Here is a 20,066-nt window from a genome sequence, read left to right as displayed (position 1 = left end):
TCCGGCGGTGGGGCGCGGATCGCGGGGCGGGGCCTCACCGGTTGTTTTGGGCGTGGTGGGCGATGTGGCGCAGGGCCTCGGCGAAGTCGTCCGCGACACGTCGCACGGTGTCCGTGGCGTGGAGGGCGGGCCGGTGGTGCCAGGTGAAGGACAGCCGGCCGCCCTGCACCGCGCCGACGACCTCCAGCGGGTGGGAGCCGCTGTCGCGCGGGTCGTGGTGCCGGCCGAACGACCCGTGCTCGGCGCGCACCAGGCCGTCGCCGGGGCTCTCCGGGCGGGCGTCCCACTGGCCGAGGTAGTTGAAGACGACCTGTCCGTGCGCGGCCCGTCCGAGCCGCTGACGCACCTCGGGCGGGCCGAAGGTGCGCAGCGCGCCGAAGCCCAGGCCGTTGCCGGGCACGGCGCGCAGCTGGCGGCGCACCGACTTCACCAGGGCCCGCCAGTCCCGGGTGGGGCCGGGGCCCGCGGGTTCGGGCACCTGGAGGGCGACGGGGTGGACGGTGGTGAACCAGCCGACCGTGCGGGAGAGGTCCACGTCGTCGAGGACGTCCTCGCGGCCGTGTCCCTCCAGGTCCAGGCGGACCTCCTCGCGGCCGGTCCAGCGGGCCAGGGCCAGGGCGAGGGCGGCGAGCAGCACGTCGTTGACGCGGGTGCGGTAGGCGGTCGGCGCGGCGCGCAGCAGCGCCTCGGTGTCCGCCTCGTCCAGTTCGACGGTGAGTGTGTCGACGAGGCCCGTCTCCGGCCCGCCCGGTGTCCCGGCCGGCAGCGGCTCGGTGTCGACCGCCCGCTCCCAGTAGGGCAGTTCGTCGTCGAGGGCGCCCGCCTCGACGTGTGCGGCGAGGCCTCGGGCCCAGTCGCGGAAGGAGGTGGTGCGTTCTCCCAGCGCGACGGGCTCGCCCCGGACGGCCTGCCGGTGGGCGGCCTCCAGGTCGTCGCGCAGGATGCGCCAGGACACGGCGTCCACGACGAGGTGGTGGGCGACCAGGAGGAGGAAGGCGGGCCGGCCGGCGTCCCCGGTGAACAGGGCCGCCCGCAGCAACGGGCCGCGCGCCAGGTCGAAGCCGGTGTGCAGGTCGTCGGCGGCCTCCTCCATCGCCGCGTCGGCCTCGGCGGAGGTCAGCCCGCTCAGGTCGTGGCGGTGCAGGAGCCGGTCGCGGTCGGTGCCGGACGGCGGCGGGTTGAACTGGCGCCGGCCGCCTTCGTCCCCGGTGAAGCGCATGCGCAGGGCGTCGTGGTGGTCGAGCAGGGCGTTCAGGGCTGTTTCCAGGGCGGCGGCGTCCAGGGGGGTGCCGAGTTCCAGCAGCAGCGACTGGTTGAAGTGGCTGTGGCTGGCGCGCGGGCTGGTGAGGAACCACTCCTGGATGGGGGTGAGCGGCACGTCTCCGCTCACCGGGCCCTCCCCGGAGTGCCGGGGCGCGCCGGTGACGACGGTGGCCAGTTCGGCGACCGTCTGGTGGGTGAACAGGTCGCGGGTGGCCAGGTGCAGTCCGTCCCGCCGCAGCCGGGAGACGACCTGCATGCTGAGGATGGAGTCGCCGCCGAGGTGGAAGAAGTTGTCGTGCGCGCCGACGTCGGCCACGCCGAGGACGTCGGCCCAGATGCGGGCGATGCGGCGTTCGGTGTCGGTGCGCGGTGCCGTGCGCGGCCCGGCGGCGGTGTGCGTGGGGCCGGGTTCGGGCAGGGCGGCGCGGTCGGTCTTGCCGTTGGGGGTGAGCGGCAGGCGCTCCAGCGGCACGAACGCCGACGGGACCATGTGCGGCGGGAGCAGCCCGGCGAGGTGGTCACGCAGCTCGGGCACCGGCAGTTCCTCCGTGGTGCCCTCGGCGGGCACGACGTAAGCCACGAGCCGTCCGCCGGACCGGCCGTCCGGGCCGGTCCCGCCGCCGCGTACGGTGACCACCGCGTCGCGCACCCGCGGGCTGCGGCGCAGCGCGCTCTCGATCTCCCCGGGCTCGATGCGGAAGCCGCGCAGCTTGACCTGGTCGTCGACGCGTCCGGCGAAGCGCAGTTCGCCGGACGTGTCCCAGCGGGCCAGGTCGCCGGTGCGGTACATCCGCTCCCCCGGCGCGCCGAACGGGTCGGCGACGAAACGCGAGGCGGTCGGGCCGGGCCGGTTCAGATAGCCGCGGGCCAGTCCGGGTCCGGCCACGTACAGTTCGCCGGTGACGCCGGGCGGGACCGGGCGCAGGGCGGCGTCGAGGACGTGGACGCGGGTGGCGCCGGCCGGGCGGCCGATCGGCGGGGCGCCCGTGCCCGGGGCGAGGGGGCCGGTCCAGGTGGCGACGACGGTGGCCTCGGTCGGACCGTACGAGTTGATCATGCGCCGGCCGGGGGCCCACCGTTCGACGAGGTGGGCCGGGCACGCCTCGGCGCCGACGATGAGGGTGCGCAGGTGCGGCAGGTGCGGCAGGTGCGGCAGGGCGCCGGCGGCCTGGGGGTCGACCGTGGCCAGGGCGGCGGGCGGGATCAGCGTGTGGCTGACGCGTCGCTGGGCGAGGACCTCGGCGAGCCGCTCGCCGACGAGGGGGCCCTTCTCCCCGGTGACGAGGGTGGCTCCGCCGAGCAGGGACACGCACAGTTCGAGCACGGAGGCGTCGAAGCTGGGCGAGGCGAACTGCAGGACCCGGTCACCGGGGCCCGCGTCGTAGCGGTCGGCGGCGGCCGCGGCGAAGGCGGCCAGGCCGCCGTGCGTCACCGTGACGCCCTTGGGTGTGCCGGTGGAACCGGACGTGTAGATCACGTACGCCGGGTGGGCGACGGTCAGCGGGGCCGTGCGGTCGGCGTCCGTGGGGGCGGTGTCCGGCCCGTCCGCGTCCCGTACGGCGGCGGGGTCGTCCAGGACGAGCCGGGCGCCCGCGTCGCGCAGCATGAACTCCCTTCGCTGCTGGGGGTAGTCCGGGTCGACGGGCAGGAAGGCCCCGCCGGCCTTGGCCACGGCGAGCTGGGCCACCACCGTCTCCGCGCCGCGGGGCAGGGCCAGTGCCACGATCCGCTCGGGTCCCACGCCCCGGGCGATGAGCCGGTGCGCCAGCCGGTTGGCGGCGCGCTCGACCTGCGCGTACGTCAGCTCGCGGCCGTCGGCGTCGGCCAGGGCCACGGCGTCGGGCGTGCGGGCGGCCTGCTGTTCGAACAGGTCCGGCAGCGTCGCCGCCGGTACCGGGCGGGCGGTGCCCCGTCCCTGGTCGAGGACGGCCTTGAGCGTCTCGTCGGTGGCCAGCGGCAGGGCGCCCACGGACCGGTCGGGGTCGTCGGCGACGGCGGTCAGGAGCGTGCCGAGCTGGTCGGCCATCCGTTCGGCGGTGGCCGTGTCGAACAGGTCGGTGTTGTAGGTGAGCAGGCCGTGCAGTTCTCCGGCGGGGGTCTCGGCGAACTCCAGGGTGAGGTCGAACGCCGCGTGCCGCAGTTCCGTGTCGACGTCGGTGACCTCGACGCCGGGCAGGTCGAGGCCGGCGGCCGGGGCGTTCTGCAGCACCACCATGACCTGGAACAGGGGGGTGCGGCTGGTGTCGCGGACCGGCTGGACCTCGTCCACCACCCGCTCGAACGGCGCCTCCTGATGGGCGAGGGCGTCCAGCACGGTCCCGCGCACCTCGGTGAGGAACTCGGGGAAGGGACGGCCGGGTTCGACGCGGGAGCGCAGGACGAGGGTGTTGACGAAGAACCCCACGAGGTTCTGGGTCTCGGCGCGGTCGCGGCCGGAGGTGACCGTGCCGACGGTGATGTCCCGGCCGCCGGTCAGGCGGGCCAGGTAGGTCTGCGCGGCGGCGACCAGCGTGGTGAACAGGGTGGCCTGCCGGTCCCGGCCCACCTGGACGAGGCGGCGGGCCGTACCGCGCGGCAGGGTGAGGCGTACGGCGGCGCCGTCGTGGGTGCGCACCGCCGGACGCGGCCGGTCGGTGGGCAGGTCCAGCGTCTCCAGACCGGTCAGGTGCTCCTTCCAGTACGCGAGGTGGTCGTCCGTGCCGCTGCCGCGCTGCCAGTGGGCGTAGTCGGCGTACTGCACCGGCAGTGGCGGCAGCTCCCCTTCGTCCGCGCCCCGTTCGGCCCGGTAGAAGTGGGCGAGGTCGCCGGTGAGCACTCCGGTGGACCATCCGTCGGTGACGATGTGGTGCAGGGTCAGCGTCAGGACGTGCTCGTCGTCCGAGAGCCTGATCAGCCCCGCGTGCAGCAGCGGGCCCCGCCGCAGGTCGAACGTGCGGGCACGCTCTGCCTCCAGCAGCTCCTCCAGCCGGACCGCCCGTTCGGCCCCCGCCGTTTTCGACAGGTCGTGCAGCGTCAGCGGCACGTCCGGCGCCGGGTGGACGATCTGCACGCCGTGGCCGTCCACCGCGTCGAAGGTGGTGCGCAGCGCCTCGTGCCGCCCGGCCAGGGCGCGCAGGGCCGCGGTGAGGGCGGGCACGTCGAGCCGGCCGCGCAGGCGCAGGGCGAGCGCGGTGACGTACTCGCCGCTGCCCGGCGCGAACTCCTCCAGGAACCACAGGCGTTGCTGGGCGTACGACATCGGGGCGGGCGTGTCGCGGGGGACCGGGACGATCGCGGTGGGCGCGGCGTCGCCGGACGGCTCCGCGGTGAGCAGGGCGGCGAGGGCCGCGGGGGTGGGGTGGGTGAACACCGCGCGCGGTGACAGGTCGGTGCCGAACGCCTCGGACAGGCGGGCGGCCAGCCGGATGCTGAGGATGGAGTCGCCGCCCAGCTGGAAGAAGTCGTCCTCCACACCGGGCCGTTGCACGGCGAGGACCTCCGCGAAGACGTCGGCGGTGCGCCGCTCGGCGTCGGTGCGCGGCGCGGTCGGCGCGCTTCGCCGGTCGCCGTCGGCGGCCTCCGGCGCCGGAAGGGCGGCCCGGTCGACCTTGCCGTTGCCGCTGAGCGGCAGCGCGGGCAGCGCGACGAACGCCGAGGGCACGAGGTAGTCGGGCAGGGAGCGCCGGGCGAACTCCCGCACGGCCGTGAGGTCTTCGGGGCCGACCACATAGGCCACCAGGCGCCGGCCGCCGGGCCGGCCCTCGCGGGCCAGCACCGCCACGTCCGCGACGCCGGGATGCGCCGCGAGGGCCGCCTCCACCTCGCCGGGTTCGACGCGGAAGCCGCGGATCTTCACCTGGTCGTCGGCGCGGCCCAGGAACTCGACCGTGCCGTCAAGGCGGCGGCGGGCCAGGTCGCCGGTGCGGTACATACGGGTGCCGGGCGGGCCGGCGGGGTCGGCGAGGAAGCGGGCGGCGGTGTCGCCGGGACGGCCCAGGTAGCCGCGTGCCACGCCCTCGCCGGCGAGGTACAGCTCGCCGGCGCAGCCCGGCGGTACGGGCCGCAGCCGGGCGTCGAGGACGTGGACCCGCATGTCGTCGAGCGGGTGGCCGACGGGCACGGTGTCCGGGACGGCCGCCGCGTCGGTGAGCGCGAAGGACGTCGCGAACGTCGTCGTCTCGGTGGGGCCGTAGCCGTCCACGACGGTCAGGCCGGGGCAGGCGGACAGCACGCGGCGTACGGCCGCGGCGGGCACCACGTCGCCGCCGGTCCACACCTGGCGCAGGCCGGCGAAGCAGTCCGGCGCGTCCTGCGCCAGCAGCCGGAAGAGGCCGGCGGTCAGCCACAGCACGCTCAGTCCGCCGTCGCTGACCAGGTGCCGCAGCAGTGCCGCGTCCACGGGCCGGGGCGGTGCCACGACCACGCAGCCGCCGTTCAGCAGGGGCGCCCACACCTCGAAGGTGGCGGCGTCGAAGGCCACCGGGGAGTGCAGCAGCACCCGGTCGCACACCCCGCCGGCGAAGCGGCTGTCGGTGGCGAGGGCGGCCACGTCACGGTGGCGTACCGCGACCGCCTTGGGCTCGCCGGTCGATCCGGAGGTGAACATCACGTACGCCGGCCGGTCGGCGTCCGCGGGCAGGGCGGCGGGCGCGCCCGGCACGGGGGTGCGTGCGGCGGCGACGTCCGCGGCGGTCAGCGCGGCCGTCGCGCCCGCCCGCTCGATCAGCGTGCGGCGGCGCTCCTCCGGGGCGCGGGCGTCCACCGGCACGTAGGCGCCGCCCGCCTTGAGGACGGCGAGCTGGGCGACGACGAGTTCGGCGCAGCGGTCCATCGGCAGCGCCACCCGGTCCTCCGCCCGCAGACCGCCGGCGAGGAGCCGGGACGCCACGGCGTTTGACCAGTCGTCGAGGCGGCGGTACGTCAGGTCCGTGCCGGCGTCGCGCAGGGCGGGCGCGTCGGGGGTGCGGCGGGCCTGCTCGGCGAACAGCTCGACGGGACTGCGCGGCGCCGCCTGCCGGGCGGTGGCGTTCCACCGCTGAAGCAGGGCTCGGTCGTCCTCGGTCAGCAGCTGCAGGCCGGTCACGTCCGTGTCGGCCCCGATGCCGTCGGCGAGGGCGCTCAGGACGACCGCGAGCCTGGCCGCGAGGCGTTCGGCCGTGTCCGCGTCGAACAGGCCGGGGTCGTAGGCGAGGTCGATGCCGAGCCGGTCGCCGAGGTGGGCGCGCAGGCACAGCGGGAAGGTCGGCGCGTCGTCGGCCCGCACCTCCTCGACGCGCACGCCCGTGCGGGCCGTGGCGGACTCGTCGACGGGGTAGTTCTCGAAGACCACCATGCTGTCGAACAGCGCCTCGCCCGCCGGGACCTCGCTCAGCGCCAGGATGCGGGGCAGCGCGAGGAAGTCGAAGCGCCGGGCGTCGCTCTGCCGCTCCTGCACGCCCCGCAGCCAGGACGCCGCTCCCCCGCCCGTGACGCGGATCCGGGTGGGCACGGTGTTGATGAACATGCCGGTCATCGCCTCCACGCCCGGCAGTTCGGCCGGACGCCCGGAGACGGTCGTGCCGAACACGACGTCGTCGCGTCCGCCGTGGCGGGCCAGCAGCAGCGCCCAGGCGCCCTCGATCACGGTGTTCACCGTCAGCCCGGCCCGTGCCGCCGCCTCCCGCAGCCGCGCCGACACGTGCTCGTCCAGCTGCCGGTGCGCCGTGGCGGCGGCGCGGGCGCGGTGTGCCTCGGCCGGTGTGCGGTCGTACGGCAGCGGGGTGCGGACCGGGAAGCCGGCGAGGGTGCCGGCCCAGTAGGCCTCGGCCTCGTGCTCGTCCTGCTCGTGCAGCCAGTGCAGGAAGTCGGAGAAGGGGCGCCTGACCGGTGCGGGGGCTTCGCGGCCTCCGGTGAGCGCGGCGTAGCGCTCGCAGACCTCGGTGAGCAGCTGCCCGGTGCTCCAGCCGTCCAGGATCAGGTGGTGGGAGGACCACAGCAGCAGGATCTCGTCGCCGGGCAGCGCGGCCAGGGTGATGCGGGTGAGGGGCGCGGTGGTGAGGTCCATGCCCGCCGCGCGGTCGGCGGCCAGCAGTTCCCCGGTCTGCCTCTCACGTTCCTCGGGCGTCAGGTGCCGCCAGTCCAGGTGGGTGACGGGCAGCTCCACGTGGCGGTGGACGACCTGGACCGGGTGCGGCAGGCCCTGCCAGTGGACGCTGGTGCGCAGGGCCCCGGTGCGGTCGGCGACCTGCTGCCAGGCCGCGGCGAAGGCCTGCGGGTCGGTCACCCCGGACAGCCGTACGGCCGTCCGGTCGAAGTAGGCGCCCGCCGTGTCCACCAGGCCGTGGAAGAGCATGCCGGCCTGCAGGGGCGTCAGCGGCAGGACGTCCGCCACGTGCCGGCCGTCGCCCACGAGGCGGTCCAGCTCCGGCTGGCCGAGCCCGGCGAGCGGGAAGTCCGACGGGGTCCGGCCCCCCGCGTCCGGGCGGGCGCAGTGGGCCGCGATGTCGCGCAGCGCCGCGCACATCTCGTCGGCGAGCCCGCGGACGGTGGACTCGTCGTAGACGGCCGGCGGATAGGTCCAGCCGAGTTCGAGGCGGCCGCCCTGGACCACGCCGGTGATGTCCAGCAGGTAGGGGCGGGGTGCGTCGGGGTCGGTGTCAAAACCGGCCGGGGGCAGGGCGGCCCCGTAGAGCCCGCTCCGGCTCCCGCCGGCGTCCCACCGGCCGTGGTAGTTGAAGCCGACCCGCGGCGCCGGGGCGGCGGCCAGCGGGCTGTCGGGCAGCAGGTGGCGCAGCGCGCCGTGGCTCAGGCCGTGCAGCGGCACCGCGCGCAGTTGTTCCTTGACCGAGCGCAGGGTGTCGTGCCAGCCGGCGTCGGGGGCGGCGCGCAGCGCGAGGGGGAACTCGGCGGTGAACCAGCCGACCGTCCGGGAGAGGTCCACGTCGTCGAAGAGGTCCTCGCGGCCGTGGCCCTCCACGCCGACCAGCACGGTCTCGCGCCCGCACCAGCGGGCCAGGGTGCGGCCGAGGGCGCTGAGCAGGACGTCGTTGACCTGGGTGCGGTAGACCTCCGGGACCCGGCGCAGCAGGGCCTCGGTCGTCTCCGGTTCGAGCAGCACGGTGACCGTGGCGGCGGTGCCGTGGGTGTTGGGGCCGGGCCGGCCCGCGGGCAGGTCGGCCGGGGCCGCCGCGGTGCGCTCCCAGTGGGCGAGGTCGCCGTCCAGGGCGCCGGAGCGGGTGTGCGTCTCCAGTCGGGCCGCCCAGTGGCCGTACGCGGTGGTGGCCGGGGGCAGTGCGACGGGGCGTCCGTCGGCGGCCGAGCGGTGGGCGCTCTCCAGGTCGGCCAGCAGGATCCGCCAGGAGACGCCGTCGACGGCCAGGTGGTGGACGGTGAACAGGAGTTGCGCGGGCAGGTCCGGGCCGCGCTCGAAGAGCAGGACGCGCACCATCCGGCCCTCGGCCGGGTCCAGGGACGCCCGGGCCGCGTCCGCCGCGCGCCGCACCTCGGCCTCCAGCGCGGGGCCGTCCAGACCGGTCACGTCGTGGTGGGTGAGGATGCCTTCGGGGACGTCCGGCAGGACGTCCTGGCACCAGCCGTCGTCGGTGCGGCAAAAGCGGGTGCGCAGGGCCGGATGGTGGCGGACGAGGGCGTCCACGGCGGGGCCCAGGGCGGACTTGTCGGTGTCGGGGGCGAGTTCGAGGCGCTGCGACATGGTGAAGCGCAGCGGGTCGCCGGGGCGGCGGCCGTCGAGGTACCAGCGTTGGATCGGGGTGAGGGGTGCCTCGGCGGGCGCGGCCGCGTCCGCCGGGGCGGGGGCCGCCCTGGTGACGCGCAGGGCGAGTTCGGCGACGGTCTGGTGGCGGAAGACGTCCTTGGTGGTCAGCGCCAGTCCGGCCCGGCGGGCCCGGGAGACGATCTGGATGCTGAGGATGGAGTCGCCGCCGAGCGCGAAGAAGTTGTCCCGCGCGCCCACCCGTTCGACCCGCAGGACGTCCGCCCAGATCGCGGCCAGCGTCTCCTCGGGGCCGGGGCGCGGTGCCACGTACGTCGTGGCGGGGTCGGGGTGCGCGGGCGGGGCGGGCAGGGCGCGCCGGTCGGTCTTGCCGCTGCTGGTGCGCGGGATCCGCGCCAGCGGGACGAACGCCGCCGGCACCATGTGGTCCGGCAGGGTGCGCCGGAGCGCGAGGCGCAGTTCGTCGGCGGTCGGGACGGCGTCCCGGGCGGGTACCAGGTGGGCCACGAGCATGAGCCGGCCCGCGTGCTCACGTGCCGTCACCACGGCCTCGGACACGTCGGGGTGGGCGAGCAGCGCGGCCTCGACCTCGCCGGGTTCGATGCGGAACCCGCGGATCTTGATCTGTTCGTCGGCGCGGCCCAGGAACTCCAGCAGCCCACGCTCGTCCCGGCGGGCGCGGTCGCCGGTGCGGTACATCCGCTCCCCCGGCGCGCCGAACGGGTCGGCGACGAAACGCGACGCGGTCAGGCCGGGGCGGCCCAGGTAGCCGCGGGCCACCTGCGCGCCGGCGAGGTACAGCTCGCCGGGCACGCCGGACGGCACCGGGCGCAGGGCGCCGTCGAGGACGTAGGCGCGCAGGTTGCGGCCGGGGCGCCCGATGACCGGTCGGTCCGGGTGGTCGGCGCAGCGCCCGTACGTGGCGTCGACGGTGCACTCGGTGGGCCCGTACATGTTGTACGCGGTGACGCCGAGGCCGGCGGCGGCGCACAGTTCCCGCCAGGTGTCGGGGCCCGTCGCCTCGCCGCCGACCAGCAGGACGCGCGGGTGGTGGCGGCCGGGCGCGAGGAGCCCGGCGGCGGTGAGTTCGCGCAGGAAGGACGGGGTGACGTTCACCAGGTCCAGGCCGCGTTCGGCGACCTGGGCGCAGAACGCGTCCGGGTCCAGGCGCACGTCTTCGTCGACGAGGTGGACCTCCTGCCCGAGGGCGAGCAGCAGCGGCCCCTCCCAGGAGGTGTCGAAGGAGAACGAGGCGCTCAGCGCGGCGCGCAGCCGCCGCCCGTCCGCGGTGTGCGGTGCGACGAGCCCTTCGCGGTGGTCGTGGCAGAGGTTGACCAGGTGGCGGTGTTCGACGACGACGCCCTTGGGGCGGCCGGTGGAGCCGGAGGTGTAGACGATGTAGGCGGCGTGGTCCGGGCGCAGCGGGGCCGGGCGGTCGCGGTCGGTGGGGTCGTGGGCGGGCAGCCGGTCCCACGGCACCTCGCGCAGTGCGCCGGCACTCAGCACGGTGTGCGGGGCCGCGTCCTCGAGGAGGTGGGTGACGCGTTCGGCGGGCAGGTCGGGGTCGAGGCACAGGAGGGTGCCGCCCGCCTTGGCGACGGCGAGCACCGCCACCAGCAGGTCACAGGTGCGCGGCAGCCGTACGGCGACCACTCGCTCGGGGGCGACGCCCTGGGCCACCAGGTGGTGGGCGAGCCGGTTGGCGCGCTCGTTGAGGGTGGCGAAGTCGAGTGTGGCGTCCCGTGCCACCAGGGCGGTGAGGTGCGGGGTGCGGGCGGCCTGCGCCTCGAACAGGGCGGGGAAGGTGGTCTCGGGAACCGCGAGCCGCGGCCCCTGCCAGTCGTGGAGCACCCGGCGCCGCTCGGCGGCGGTCATCAGTTCCAGCGCCCGTACGTCCCGGTCGGGGTCCTGCGCCGCGGCCTGGAGCAGCAGCCGCAGCCGGGCGGCCAGGCGCCGGACGGTGTCCTCGTCGAACAGGGCGGTGTCGTACTCCAGGTGGCCGGTGACGCCGCCGTCGCCCTCCACGAAGTCGAAGGCCAGGTCGAAGGTGGCGTGCCGGACCGGCGGGGTGAGCGGCTCGACGTCCAGGCCCGGGAGCACGGGAGCCTCGGCGCCCAGGTTGTGCAGGGCGACCATGACCTGGAACAGGGGGGTGCGGCTGGTGTCCCGCTCGGGCTGGAGGGCGTCCACCAGCCGCTCGAAGGGCACGTCCTGGTGGGCGAACGCCTCCAGGACGGTGCCGCGCACCTGCTCCAGCAGCGCGCGGAAGGTCGTGCCGGGGCGCACCCGGTTGCGCAGCACCAGCGTGTTCACGAACATGCCCACCACGTCGTGCAGTTCGGGACGCTCACGGCCCGCGGTGACGGTGCCGACGGCGAAGTCGTCCTGGTCGGCCCAGCGGGACAGCAGGACCGTGCAGGCGGTCAGCAGCGTCATGTACAGGGTGGCGTCGGCCTCCCGGCCCCGCTCGCGCAGCCGTTCGGTCAGTTCGGCGGGCAGGGTGAAGGTGACCAGCGCGCCGTCCCGGGTCCGTACGGCGGGACGCGGCCGGTCGGTCGGCAGCTCCAGTGGGGGCACTCCGTCCAGTGTCTCGCGCCAGTGGGCGAGTTGGTGCTCGACGCGGTCGGTGCGGGCGCGCTGCCAGGCGGCGTGGTCGGCGTACCGGACGGGCAGTTCGGGCAGTTCGGGGCGGCGGCCCTCGTGTGCCGCCGCGTACAGCTCGCCCAGGTCCCGGCCGAGGACGCCGAGCGACCAGCCGTCGGTGACGATGTGGTGGACGGCCAGTACGAGGACGTGCTCGCCGTGCTCGCCGTGCTCGCCGGCGGCCGGGCGGGCCAGCCGGGCGCGCAGCAGCGGCCCGGCCGCCAGGTCGAAGGGCGTGGCGGCCTCGCGCTCCAGCAGCGCGTCCAGCGCCGCCCGCGCGTTCGGGGCCGTGGTGAGGTCGTCCACGGGCAGGTCGACCCGGTGCGGCGGGTGCACCAGCTGCCGGGCCTGTCCGTCCTGTTCGACGAACGTGGTGCGCAGCGCCTCGTGCCGGGCGACCAGGCCGTCCAGCGCGGTGCGCAGGGCGCTCACGTCGAGCGTTCCGCGCAGGCGGAGTACGGACAGCGTCGTGTACTCGGTACTGCCGGGCTCGAACCGGTCGAGGAACCACAGGCGTTGCTGGGCGTACGACAGCGGCGCCGGGGTCTGCGGGGCGGTCGCCGGTATCGCGTCGGTCTGCGGGGCGGGCGCGCCGTCGGCCGGTTCGCCGAGCTCGGTGGCCAGGGCGGCCACCGTGGGACGGGTGAACAGCAGCCTCGGGGAGACGTCGGGGCCGAACGCGGCGCGCAGCCGGGCGGTGACGCGGACGGCGAGGATGGAGTCGCCGCCGAGCGCGAAGAAGTCGTCGCCGGCGTGCACCTCCTCGACTCCCAGCACGTCGGCCCAGGCGGCGGCGACCAGCCGTTCGGCGGGCGTGCGCGGCGGTGTCCGGTCGGTGCCGGCGGCGTAGCCGTCCGGTCCCGGCGCGGGAAGTGCGCGCCGGTCGAGCTTGCCGTTGACGGTGAGCGGCAGGGCGTCCGTCGGCGCGTAGGCGGCGGGCACCATGTGGGCGGGCAGCAGGCGCTCCAGGTGGGCGCGCAGCTCGGCCGCCGCGGGGGCCGGGCCGCCGGAGCCGACGACGTGCGCCACGAGCCGGCGGGTGCCGGAGGCGTCCTCGAACACGCCGACCGCGGCCTCGGCCACACCGGGGTGGGTGTGCAGGGCCGCCTCGATCTCGCCGGGTTCGATGCGGTAGCCGCGGATCTTCACCTGGGCGTCCGCGCGGCCCAGGTATTCCAGGGTGCCGTCGGCCCGCCACTTCGCCCGGTCGCCCGTGCGGTACATGCGGCTGCCGGCCGGCCCGAACGGGTCGGCGGGGAAGCGGGTGGCGGTGAGGCCGGGGCGGCCCAGGTAGCCGCGGGCCAGGCCTTCGCCCGCCACGTACAGCTCACCGGTCGCGCCGGGCGGCACGGGCGCCAGGTCCGCGTCGAGCACGTACACCCGCAGGTCCCCGATGGCCGTGCCGATGGGACTGGCGGGGCCGTCGGCGCCGGTGACGGGGTCGAGCGGAGCGTGGGTGACGTGCACGGTGGTCTCGGTGATGCCGTACATGTTGACCAGCCGCGGGGCGGAGGCCCGGTGGCGCGTCCACCAGTCGGCGAGCCGGCCGACGTCCAGGGCCTCGCCGCCGAAGACCACCGTGCGCAGTGCGAGGCGGGCGCCGGTCTCGGGGTGCTCGGCGTCCGCTCGGATCAGCGGGTAGAACGCGGACGGCGTCTGGCTGAGGACGGTGACCCGCTCGTCCGCCAGCAGGCGCAGGAAGTCCTCCGGGGAGCGGGCCGTCCCGTCGGGCACGACGACGAGCCGGCCGCCGTGCAGCAGCGGGCCCCACAGCTCCCACACGGAGAAGTCGAACGCGTAGGAGTGGAACATGGTCCACACGTCGTCCGCGCCGAAGCCGAACCAGTGGCTCGTGCGGGTGAACAGCCGCACCACGTTGGCGTGCGGGATCACCACGCCCTTGGGGCGGCCGGTGGAGCCGGAGGTGTGGATGGCGTAGGCGGGGCTCTCCGGCAGCGGCCGGCGGGCCGGGGCGGGGCCGGTGGCCGGGCGTTCGGCGAGGTCGGCCTCGACCCGCGGATCGTCGAGGAGCAGCAGGGGGACGTCGGTGCCGTCGACCCGGGCCGCCGTGCCGGTCGTGGTCACCAGCGTCACCGGGGCGGCGTCGGCGAGGAGGTGGCCGATGCGCTCGGCGGGCGAGGCCGGGTCGATCGGCAGGTAGGCCGCGCCGGTCTTCAGCACGGCGAGGACCGCGACGACCTGGTCGCAGGAGCGGGGCAGGGCGAGGGCGACGAACCGCTCCGGTGCGGCGCCGAGTCCGGCGAGCCGGTGGGCGAGCCGGCCGGCGCGGGCGTCGAGCGTCGCGTAGTCCAGGCGCTCGGTTCCGCAGGTGACGGCGACGGCGCCGGGCGTGCGGGCGACCTGCGCCTCGAACAGGTCCACCAGGGTCTGTTCGGGGCGTCCCTCCTCGGTGCCGTTCCAGTCGGTGAGCATCCGCCGCCGTTCCTCGGCCGTCGGCCGGGCCAGGGTGCGCAGCGGCCGGTCGGGGCCGTCGGCCAGCTCCGTGAGCAGCAGGCACAGCCGGTCGGCGAGCGAGCGGACGGTCGCCGCGTCGAACAGGGCGGGATCGTAGGCGAGGTCGAAGCCGAGGCGCTCGCCGTGGTGGGCGCGCAGGACGAGCGGGTAGTTGGTGGCGTCGCGGGAGCTCACCTGGGCCAGGCGCACCCCGGAGCCGGCCGTGCGGGCCTCGTCGAAGGGGTAGTTCTCGAAGGCGACCATGCTGTGGAAGAGCGGGCTGCCGGACGGCACGTCGCTCAGCTGGGTCAGTTCGGCCAGCGACACGGCCGCGAACCGTCTCGACTCGGCCTGGGCGTCCTGCAGTTCCCGCAGCCACGCGCCGGCCGTGCGCCCGGCGTCGACCCGTACCCGGGTGGGCACGGTGTTGATGAACATGCCCACCATCGACTCGACGCCGGGCAGGTCGTCGGGCCGGCCGGAGACGGTGGTGCCGAACACCACGTCGTCCTCGGCGCCGTACCGGGCAAGCAGCAGCGCCCAGGCGCCCTGCACGACCGTGTTGAGGGTGAGTCCGGCGTCGCGTGCGGTGCGCGCCAGCCGGGCCGACGCCTCGTCGTCCAGGCCGGCCACGTGCACGTCCGCGGAGCGGGACAGGTGGGCCTCGCGCAGGGGGCGGTCGGCCGGCAGCGGGGTGGGGGTGGTGAAGCCGGTGAGGACGCCTCGCCAGTGCGCGCGGGCGGCGCCCGGGTCCTGCTCGGCGAGCCATCGCACGTAGTCGCCGAAGGGACGCCGCAGCGGTGGCCGGGACTCGGCGCCGGCGGTGAGCGCCGCGTACTCCTCGAACACCTCGGTCAGCACCTGGGCCAGGCTCCAGCCGTCCAGGATCAGGTGGTGGGAGGTCCACAGCAGGTGCAGCCGCGCGTCGGGCAGCCGGACCAGGGTCAGCCGCATCAGGGGCGCGGCGGCGAGGTCGATGCCGCGGGCCAGGTCGTCCGCCCGCAGCCGGGCGAGGCGCTCGGCGCGCTCGGTCCCGTCCAGGCCCCGCCAGTCGAGGTGGGTCACCGGTACCCGCACGTCCCGGTGGACGACCTGGAGGGGAACCGGTACGTCCTCCCAGACCACGCGGGTACGCAGGGCGGGGTTGCGCTCGGTGACGCGCTGCCAGGCCGCGGCGAGGGCGTGCGGGTCGGCGACGCCCTCCAGCAGGAGTGCCGCCTGGTCGACGTAGACGTCGTCGGGGCCGCCGACCAGCCGGTGGAAGAGCATGCCCTCCTGGAGCGGGGTCAGCGGCAGGACGTCCGCCACGTCCCGTCCGTCGCCGACCAGCCGGTCCAGGCGGTCCTGGTCGAGGCGGGCCAGCGGGAAGTCCGACGGGGTGCGGCCGCCCGCGCCGGGGCGGGCGCAGTGCCCGGCGATCGCGGCGAGCGCGCGGGTCATGCCGTCGGCGAGGGTGCGGACGGTGTCCTCGTCGTGCACCCGGTCGCTGTAGTGCCAGGTGATCTCCAGTTCGCCGCCGGCGACCGCGGCGGAGACGTCCAGCAGGTGGGCCGGCGGTTCGTCGGCGGCGATGTCACGGCCGGGTGCCTCGCCCGCCGGGGCGAAGTCCCGCCCGTCACCTGCCTCCCACTGGCCGTGGTAGTTGAAGCAGACCTGCGGCAGCGGCAGGTCCCGCAGGGCACGGGCGGCCGGGTCGGGCGAGCCGAGGCGGGCCAGGGCCTCGTAGCCGAGGCCGTGCCGGGGAACGGCCCGCAGCCGCTCCTTCACCGTTTTGAGGGTCGTGCCCCAGTCGGGCGCGTCGGACGGTCCGGCGGGCGCCAGGGTGACGGGGTACTGGGTGGTGAACCAGCCCACCGTGCGGGACAGGTCCAGCGTGTCGTCCTCGCGGCCGTGGCCCTCCAGGGTGACGGTCACCCGCTCGGTGCCCGTCCAGTCGGCGAGGACCCTGCTCAGCGCGCTGAGCAGCACGTCGTTGACCTGCGTGCGGTAGACCGCGGGCACCCGGCGCAGGAGGGCCTCGGTGGTGACGCGGTCCACGCGGGTGCGCAGGGTGTGGACCGAGCCGGCGAGCGGGGTGCCGGGGCGGTCCACGGGCAGCGGGGTACGGGGTTCGGCGGCCTCGGCCGTCCAGTGCGGCAGGTCGGCGTCGAGGTCGCCGTCGCGTATTCGGCGGGACAGGTGCGCGGCCCAGTCGGCGAACGGCGTGGGGACGGGTTCCAGGTGGACCGGGTCGCCCTGGGCCGCCTGCCGGTAGGCCTGTGCGAGGTCGGCGAGGAGGATGCGCCAGGAGACGCTGTCCACCGCCAGGTGGTGCGCGGTGACGAAGAGTTGGGGGCGCGCGTCGGGGCGGGACAGCAGGGCGGCGCGCAGCAGCGCGCCGGCTTGCGGATCGAGGGCGGCGCGGGCGGCCGCGGCGGCCTCTTCGCGGGCGGCCGTCGCGTCGGCGGTGCGGGAGAGGTCGTGGCGGGTGAGCAGGCCGGTGGCCGGGCCGTCGCCGGAGTGCTGGCGCCAGGTGTCCCCCGAGCGGGCGAAGCGGGTGCGCAGCGCGGGGTGGTGGGCGACCAGCGCCTCCAGGGCGCGCTCCAGGGCCGGCTCGTCCAGGTCGTGCGGCAGGTCGAGCAGCATCGACATGCTGAAGTGCCGCAGCGGGCCGTGCGTGGCGAAGAACCACTCCTGGACCGGCGTCAGCGGTGCCGGGCCCTCCTCGCGCGGCCGCCGCGGCGCGGGCGCGTCGGCGGTCCGCGGGGACGCGGCGGCGGCGAGGTCGGCGACGGTCTGGTGGCGGAAGACGTCCCGCGAGGTCAGGTTCAGGCCGGCCGCGCGGGCGCGGGAGACGGCCTGGATGCTGAGGATGGAGTCGCCGCCCAGCTCGAAGAAGTTGTCCGTCACGCCGACCCTGCGCGCGCCCAGCACCTCGGCCCAGATGCGGGCGAGGATCTCCTCCTCGGGGGTGCGCGGGGCGACGAACTCCTTGTCGCGCTCGCCGCCGTCGAGGTCGGGGGCGGGCAGGGCACGCCGGTCGACCTTGCCGCTGACGGTCATCGGCAGGCCGTCGAGCACGGTGAAGGAGGACGGCACCATGTGGTCGGGCAGCACGCGCCGGCAGGCCGCTCGCACGTCGGCCACGACGAGCCGCGCGTCGTGGCCGGCGGGGACCGGCGCCCCGGCGGGCGCCGTTTGTCCGTCGAGGAGCGGCGGCCGGTGCGCCGCCTGTCGGGGCACCAGGTAGGCGGCGAGCCGGGCGTGGCCGTGCGGGTCGGTGACGGCGACGACCGCGGCGGCGGCGACCTCGGGCAGGTCCGTCAGGGCCGCCTCGACCTCGCCGGGCTCGATGCGGTGGCCGCGCACCTTGACCTGGTCGTCGGCGCGCCCCAGGTGGTCCAGGCGTCCGTCGGCGGTCCAGCGGGCCAGGTCGCCGGTGCGGTACATGCGGGTGCCGGGCGGGCCGAACGGGTCGGGCAGGAACCGTGCGGCGGTGAGCCCCGGCCGGCCGGCGTAGCCGCGCGCCAGCTGCACGCCGGCCAGGTACAGCTCGCCGCCGACTCCGGGCGGCACGGGCCGCAGCCGGTCGTCGAGGACGTAGGCGCGCACGTTGGCGAGCGGCCTGCCGACGGTCGGACGGCCGTCGCCCCCGATGCGGCAGGCCAGGGCGTCGACCGTGCACTCGGTGGGCCCGTAGAAGTTGTAGGCGGCCACGTCCCGCCGCCCGGCCAGCTCCCGCCACAGGCCGGGCCCCACCGCCTCGCCGCCGAGCATCAGCACCCGGGGGTGGTGGCGCGGGTCGGTGAGCAGTCCGGCGGGCAGCAGCTGGCGCAGGTAGGTGGGGGTCAGGTCCAGGAAGTCGATGCGGTGCTCGACGACGTACTCGACCAGCGCGGCGGCGTCCAGCCGGGTCGTCTCGTCGACCAGGTGCAGCGGGTGGCCGTCGGCCATCAGCAGCACGCCCTCCAGTGAGGTGTCGAAGGAGAACGACGCCGTCAGCGCCACCCGCAGCGGCCCGCCGCCCGCCTCGGCGACGAAGCCCTCGCGATGGCCCGCCAGGAGGTTCGCCAGGGACCGGTGTGCCACGGCCACGCCCTTGGGGCGGCCGGTGGAGCCCGAGGTGTAGAGGACGTAGGCGGTGGTGTCGGGGTGCGGCGGGGCGAGCCGGCCGAAGGCCGTGCCGGGGTCTTCCCGCAGCGCGGCTTCGTCCAGGACGAGCGCCGGCCGCGCGTCCTCCAGCAGGAACCGCACCCGGTCCGCCGGCAGCGCGGGATCCAGCGGCAGGTAGCCGGCGCCGGCCTTCCAGACGGCGAGGATCGCCACGATCATGTCGGCGGTGCGCGGCAGCCTGAGGGCGACCAGCCGCTCGGGACCCGCGCCGCGCGCGACCAGGTGGCGGGCGAGACGGTCGGCGCGGGCGTCGAGCGTCGCGTAGTCCAGGCGTACGTCCCCGGCGACCAGGGCGGTGGCGTGCGGGGTGCGGGCGGCCTGCCGCGCGAACAGCTCGGGCAGGGTCCCCTCGGGGACGGGCCGCGCGGTCGCGTTCCAGTCCCGCGTCACCTGCCGCGTCTGCCGGGGCGAGAGCAGGGGCAGGGCACCGAGCGGGCGGTCCGGTTCGGCGGCGGCGCCGTCCAGCGTGCGCAGCAGCTGATCCGCCATGCGCTCGGCGGTGGCCGCGTCGAACAGGTCGGTGCGGTACTCCAGCAGGCCGGTCAGCCCGTCCCCGTCCGGGACGAACTCCACGCTCAGGTCGAACGTGGCGGCCCGCCGGGGCACGGCGACCGGGGCGGCGGCCAGGCCGTGCGGGTCGGGTGCGGCGGGCGGCGCGGGGTGCAGCAGGACCATCACGTCGAACAGGGGGTTGCGGCCCGCCTCCCGGATCGCGCCGGCGGCCTCCACCAGCCGCTCGAACGGCGTGTCGCCGTGCGCGAAGGCCTCGTTGACGGTGTCCGCGGCGGCGGCCAGCAGGTCGCGGAAGGAACCGGCGGTCTCGACGCGGGTGCGCAGCACGACGGTGTTGACGAAGAACCCGACGGCCCGTTCCAGGTCGGTGCGCCCGCGTCCGGGGGTCAGCGAGCCGACGGTGATGTCGTCCTGCCCGGACCAGCGGGCCAGCAGAGCCTGACAGGCGGCGACCAGGGCGGTGAACAGCGTGGTGTGCCGCTCGGCCGCGAGGTGCTTCAGCCGGGCCGTGGTGGCCGCGGGGACGGTGAAGGTGTGCACCGCGCCCGCGCCGGACTCCTCGCCGCGGCGCGGCCGGTCCAGTGGCAGCTCGGGCGCCACCGCGCCCGCCAACCGCTCCTTCCAGTGCGTCAGTTCGCGCTCCAGTCGAGGGCCGGAGAGCTGCTCGCGCTGCCAGACGGCGAAGTCCGGGTACTGCGTGGCCACCGGCGGCAGCACGGGTTCCGCGCCCTGTACGAGGGCGTCGTAGGCCGTGCACAGCTCGTCCAGGAGCACGCCCATCGACCAGCCGTCGGTGACGATGTGGTGGGCCGTCAGCAGCAGCACGTGCGCATCGTCCGACTCGCGCAGCAGCAGGGCGCGCAGCGGCGGCCCGGTGCGCAGGTCGAAGGGGCGCTCGTACTCGGTCGACAGGGCCGCTTCCAGAGCCTTCCCGTCCCCGGGAGCCGTGAGGTCCCGGACCGGCAGCGGGAGCGGGCCGACCGGCCGCACGCTCTGCGCGGGCCTGCCGTCGGCCTCGTCGAACGTGGTGCGCAGCGCCTCGTGCCGCCCCACCACGTGCTCCAGCGCGCCGGACAGGGCGGTGCGGTCGAGGGTGCCGGTCAGGCGCAACGCGACCGCGCTGTTGTAGCGCGGGTCGCCGGGGCGCAGCCGGTCCAGGAACCACAGGCGCTGCTGGGCGAAGGACAGCGGCAGCGGCCGGCTGCGGTCCGCGTGCCCGATGGTCTGCCGGGCGGCGGCGCCGGGGGTGCCTGCGGCCCGTCCGGCGAGCCGGCGGCGGAGCGCTTCCTGGAGGTCCTGCGGGAGGGCCTCGGCGCGGTTTCGCTTCGAAGACGTCATGGGGTTTTGGTCC

The 20,066-nt window shown here is 76.2% G+C and carries 1 protein-coding gene; it reads right to left on the bottom strand.

Annotated elements, in window-relative coordinates:
* Positions 1-34: 34 nt before the first annotated feature.
* On the bottom strand, positions 35-20,053 hold the full coding sequence (locus ACWZEH_RS31805) for a non-ribosomal peptide synthase/polyketide synthase (protein ID WP_456194512.1): 20,019 nt from the start codon (positions 20,051-20,053) through the stop codon (positions 35-37).
* Between the last annotated feature and the right edge of the window lie 13 nt (positions 20,054-20,066).

The sequence above is a fragment of the Streptomyces yamdrokensis genome, from assembly GCF_053890455.1.
Note: the sequence above shows the minus strand (reverse complement) of the source record. Positions and strands in the feature narration are given on the sequence as shown.

What these genes read in the sequence shown, in the direction of transcription:
- ACWZEH_RS31805 (WP_456194512.1), bottom strand. Translation starts at nt 20,053, where the DNA reads ATGACGTCTTCGAAGCGAAACCGCGCCGAGGCCCTCCCGCAGGACCTC.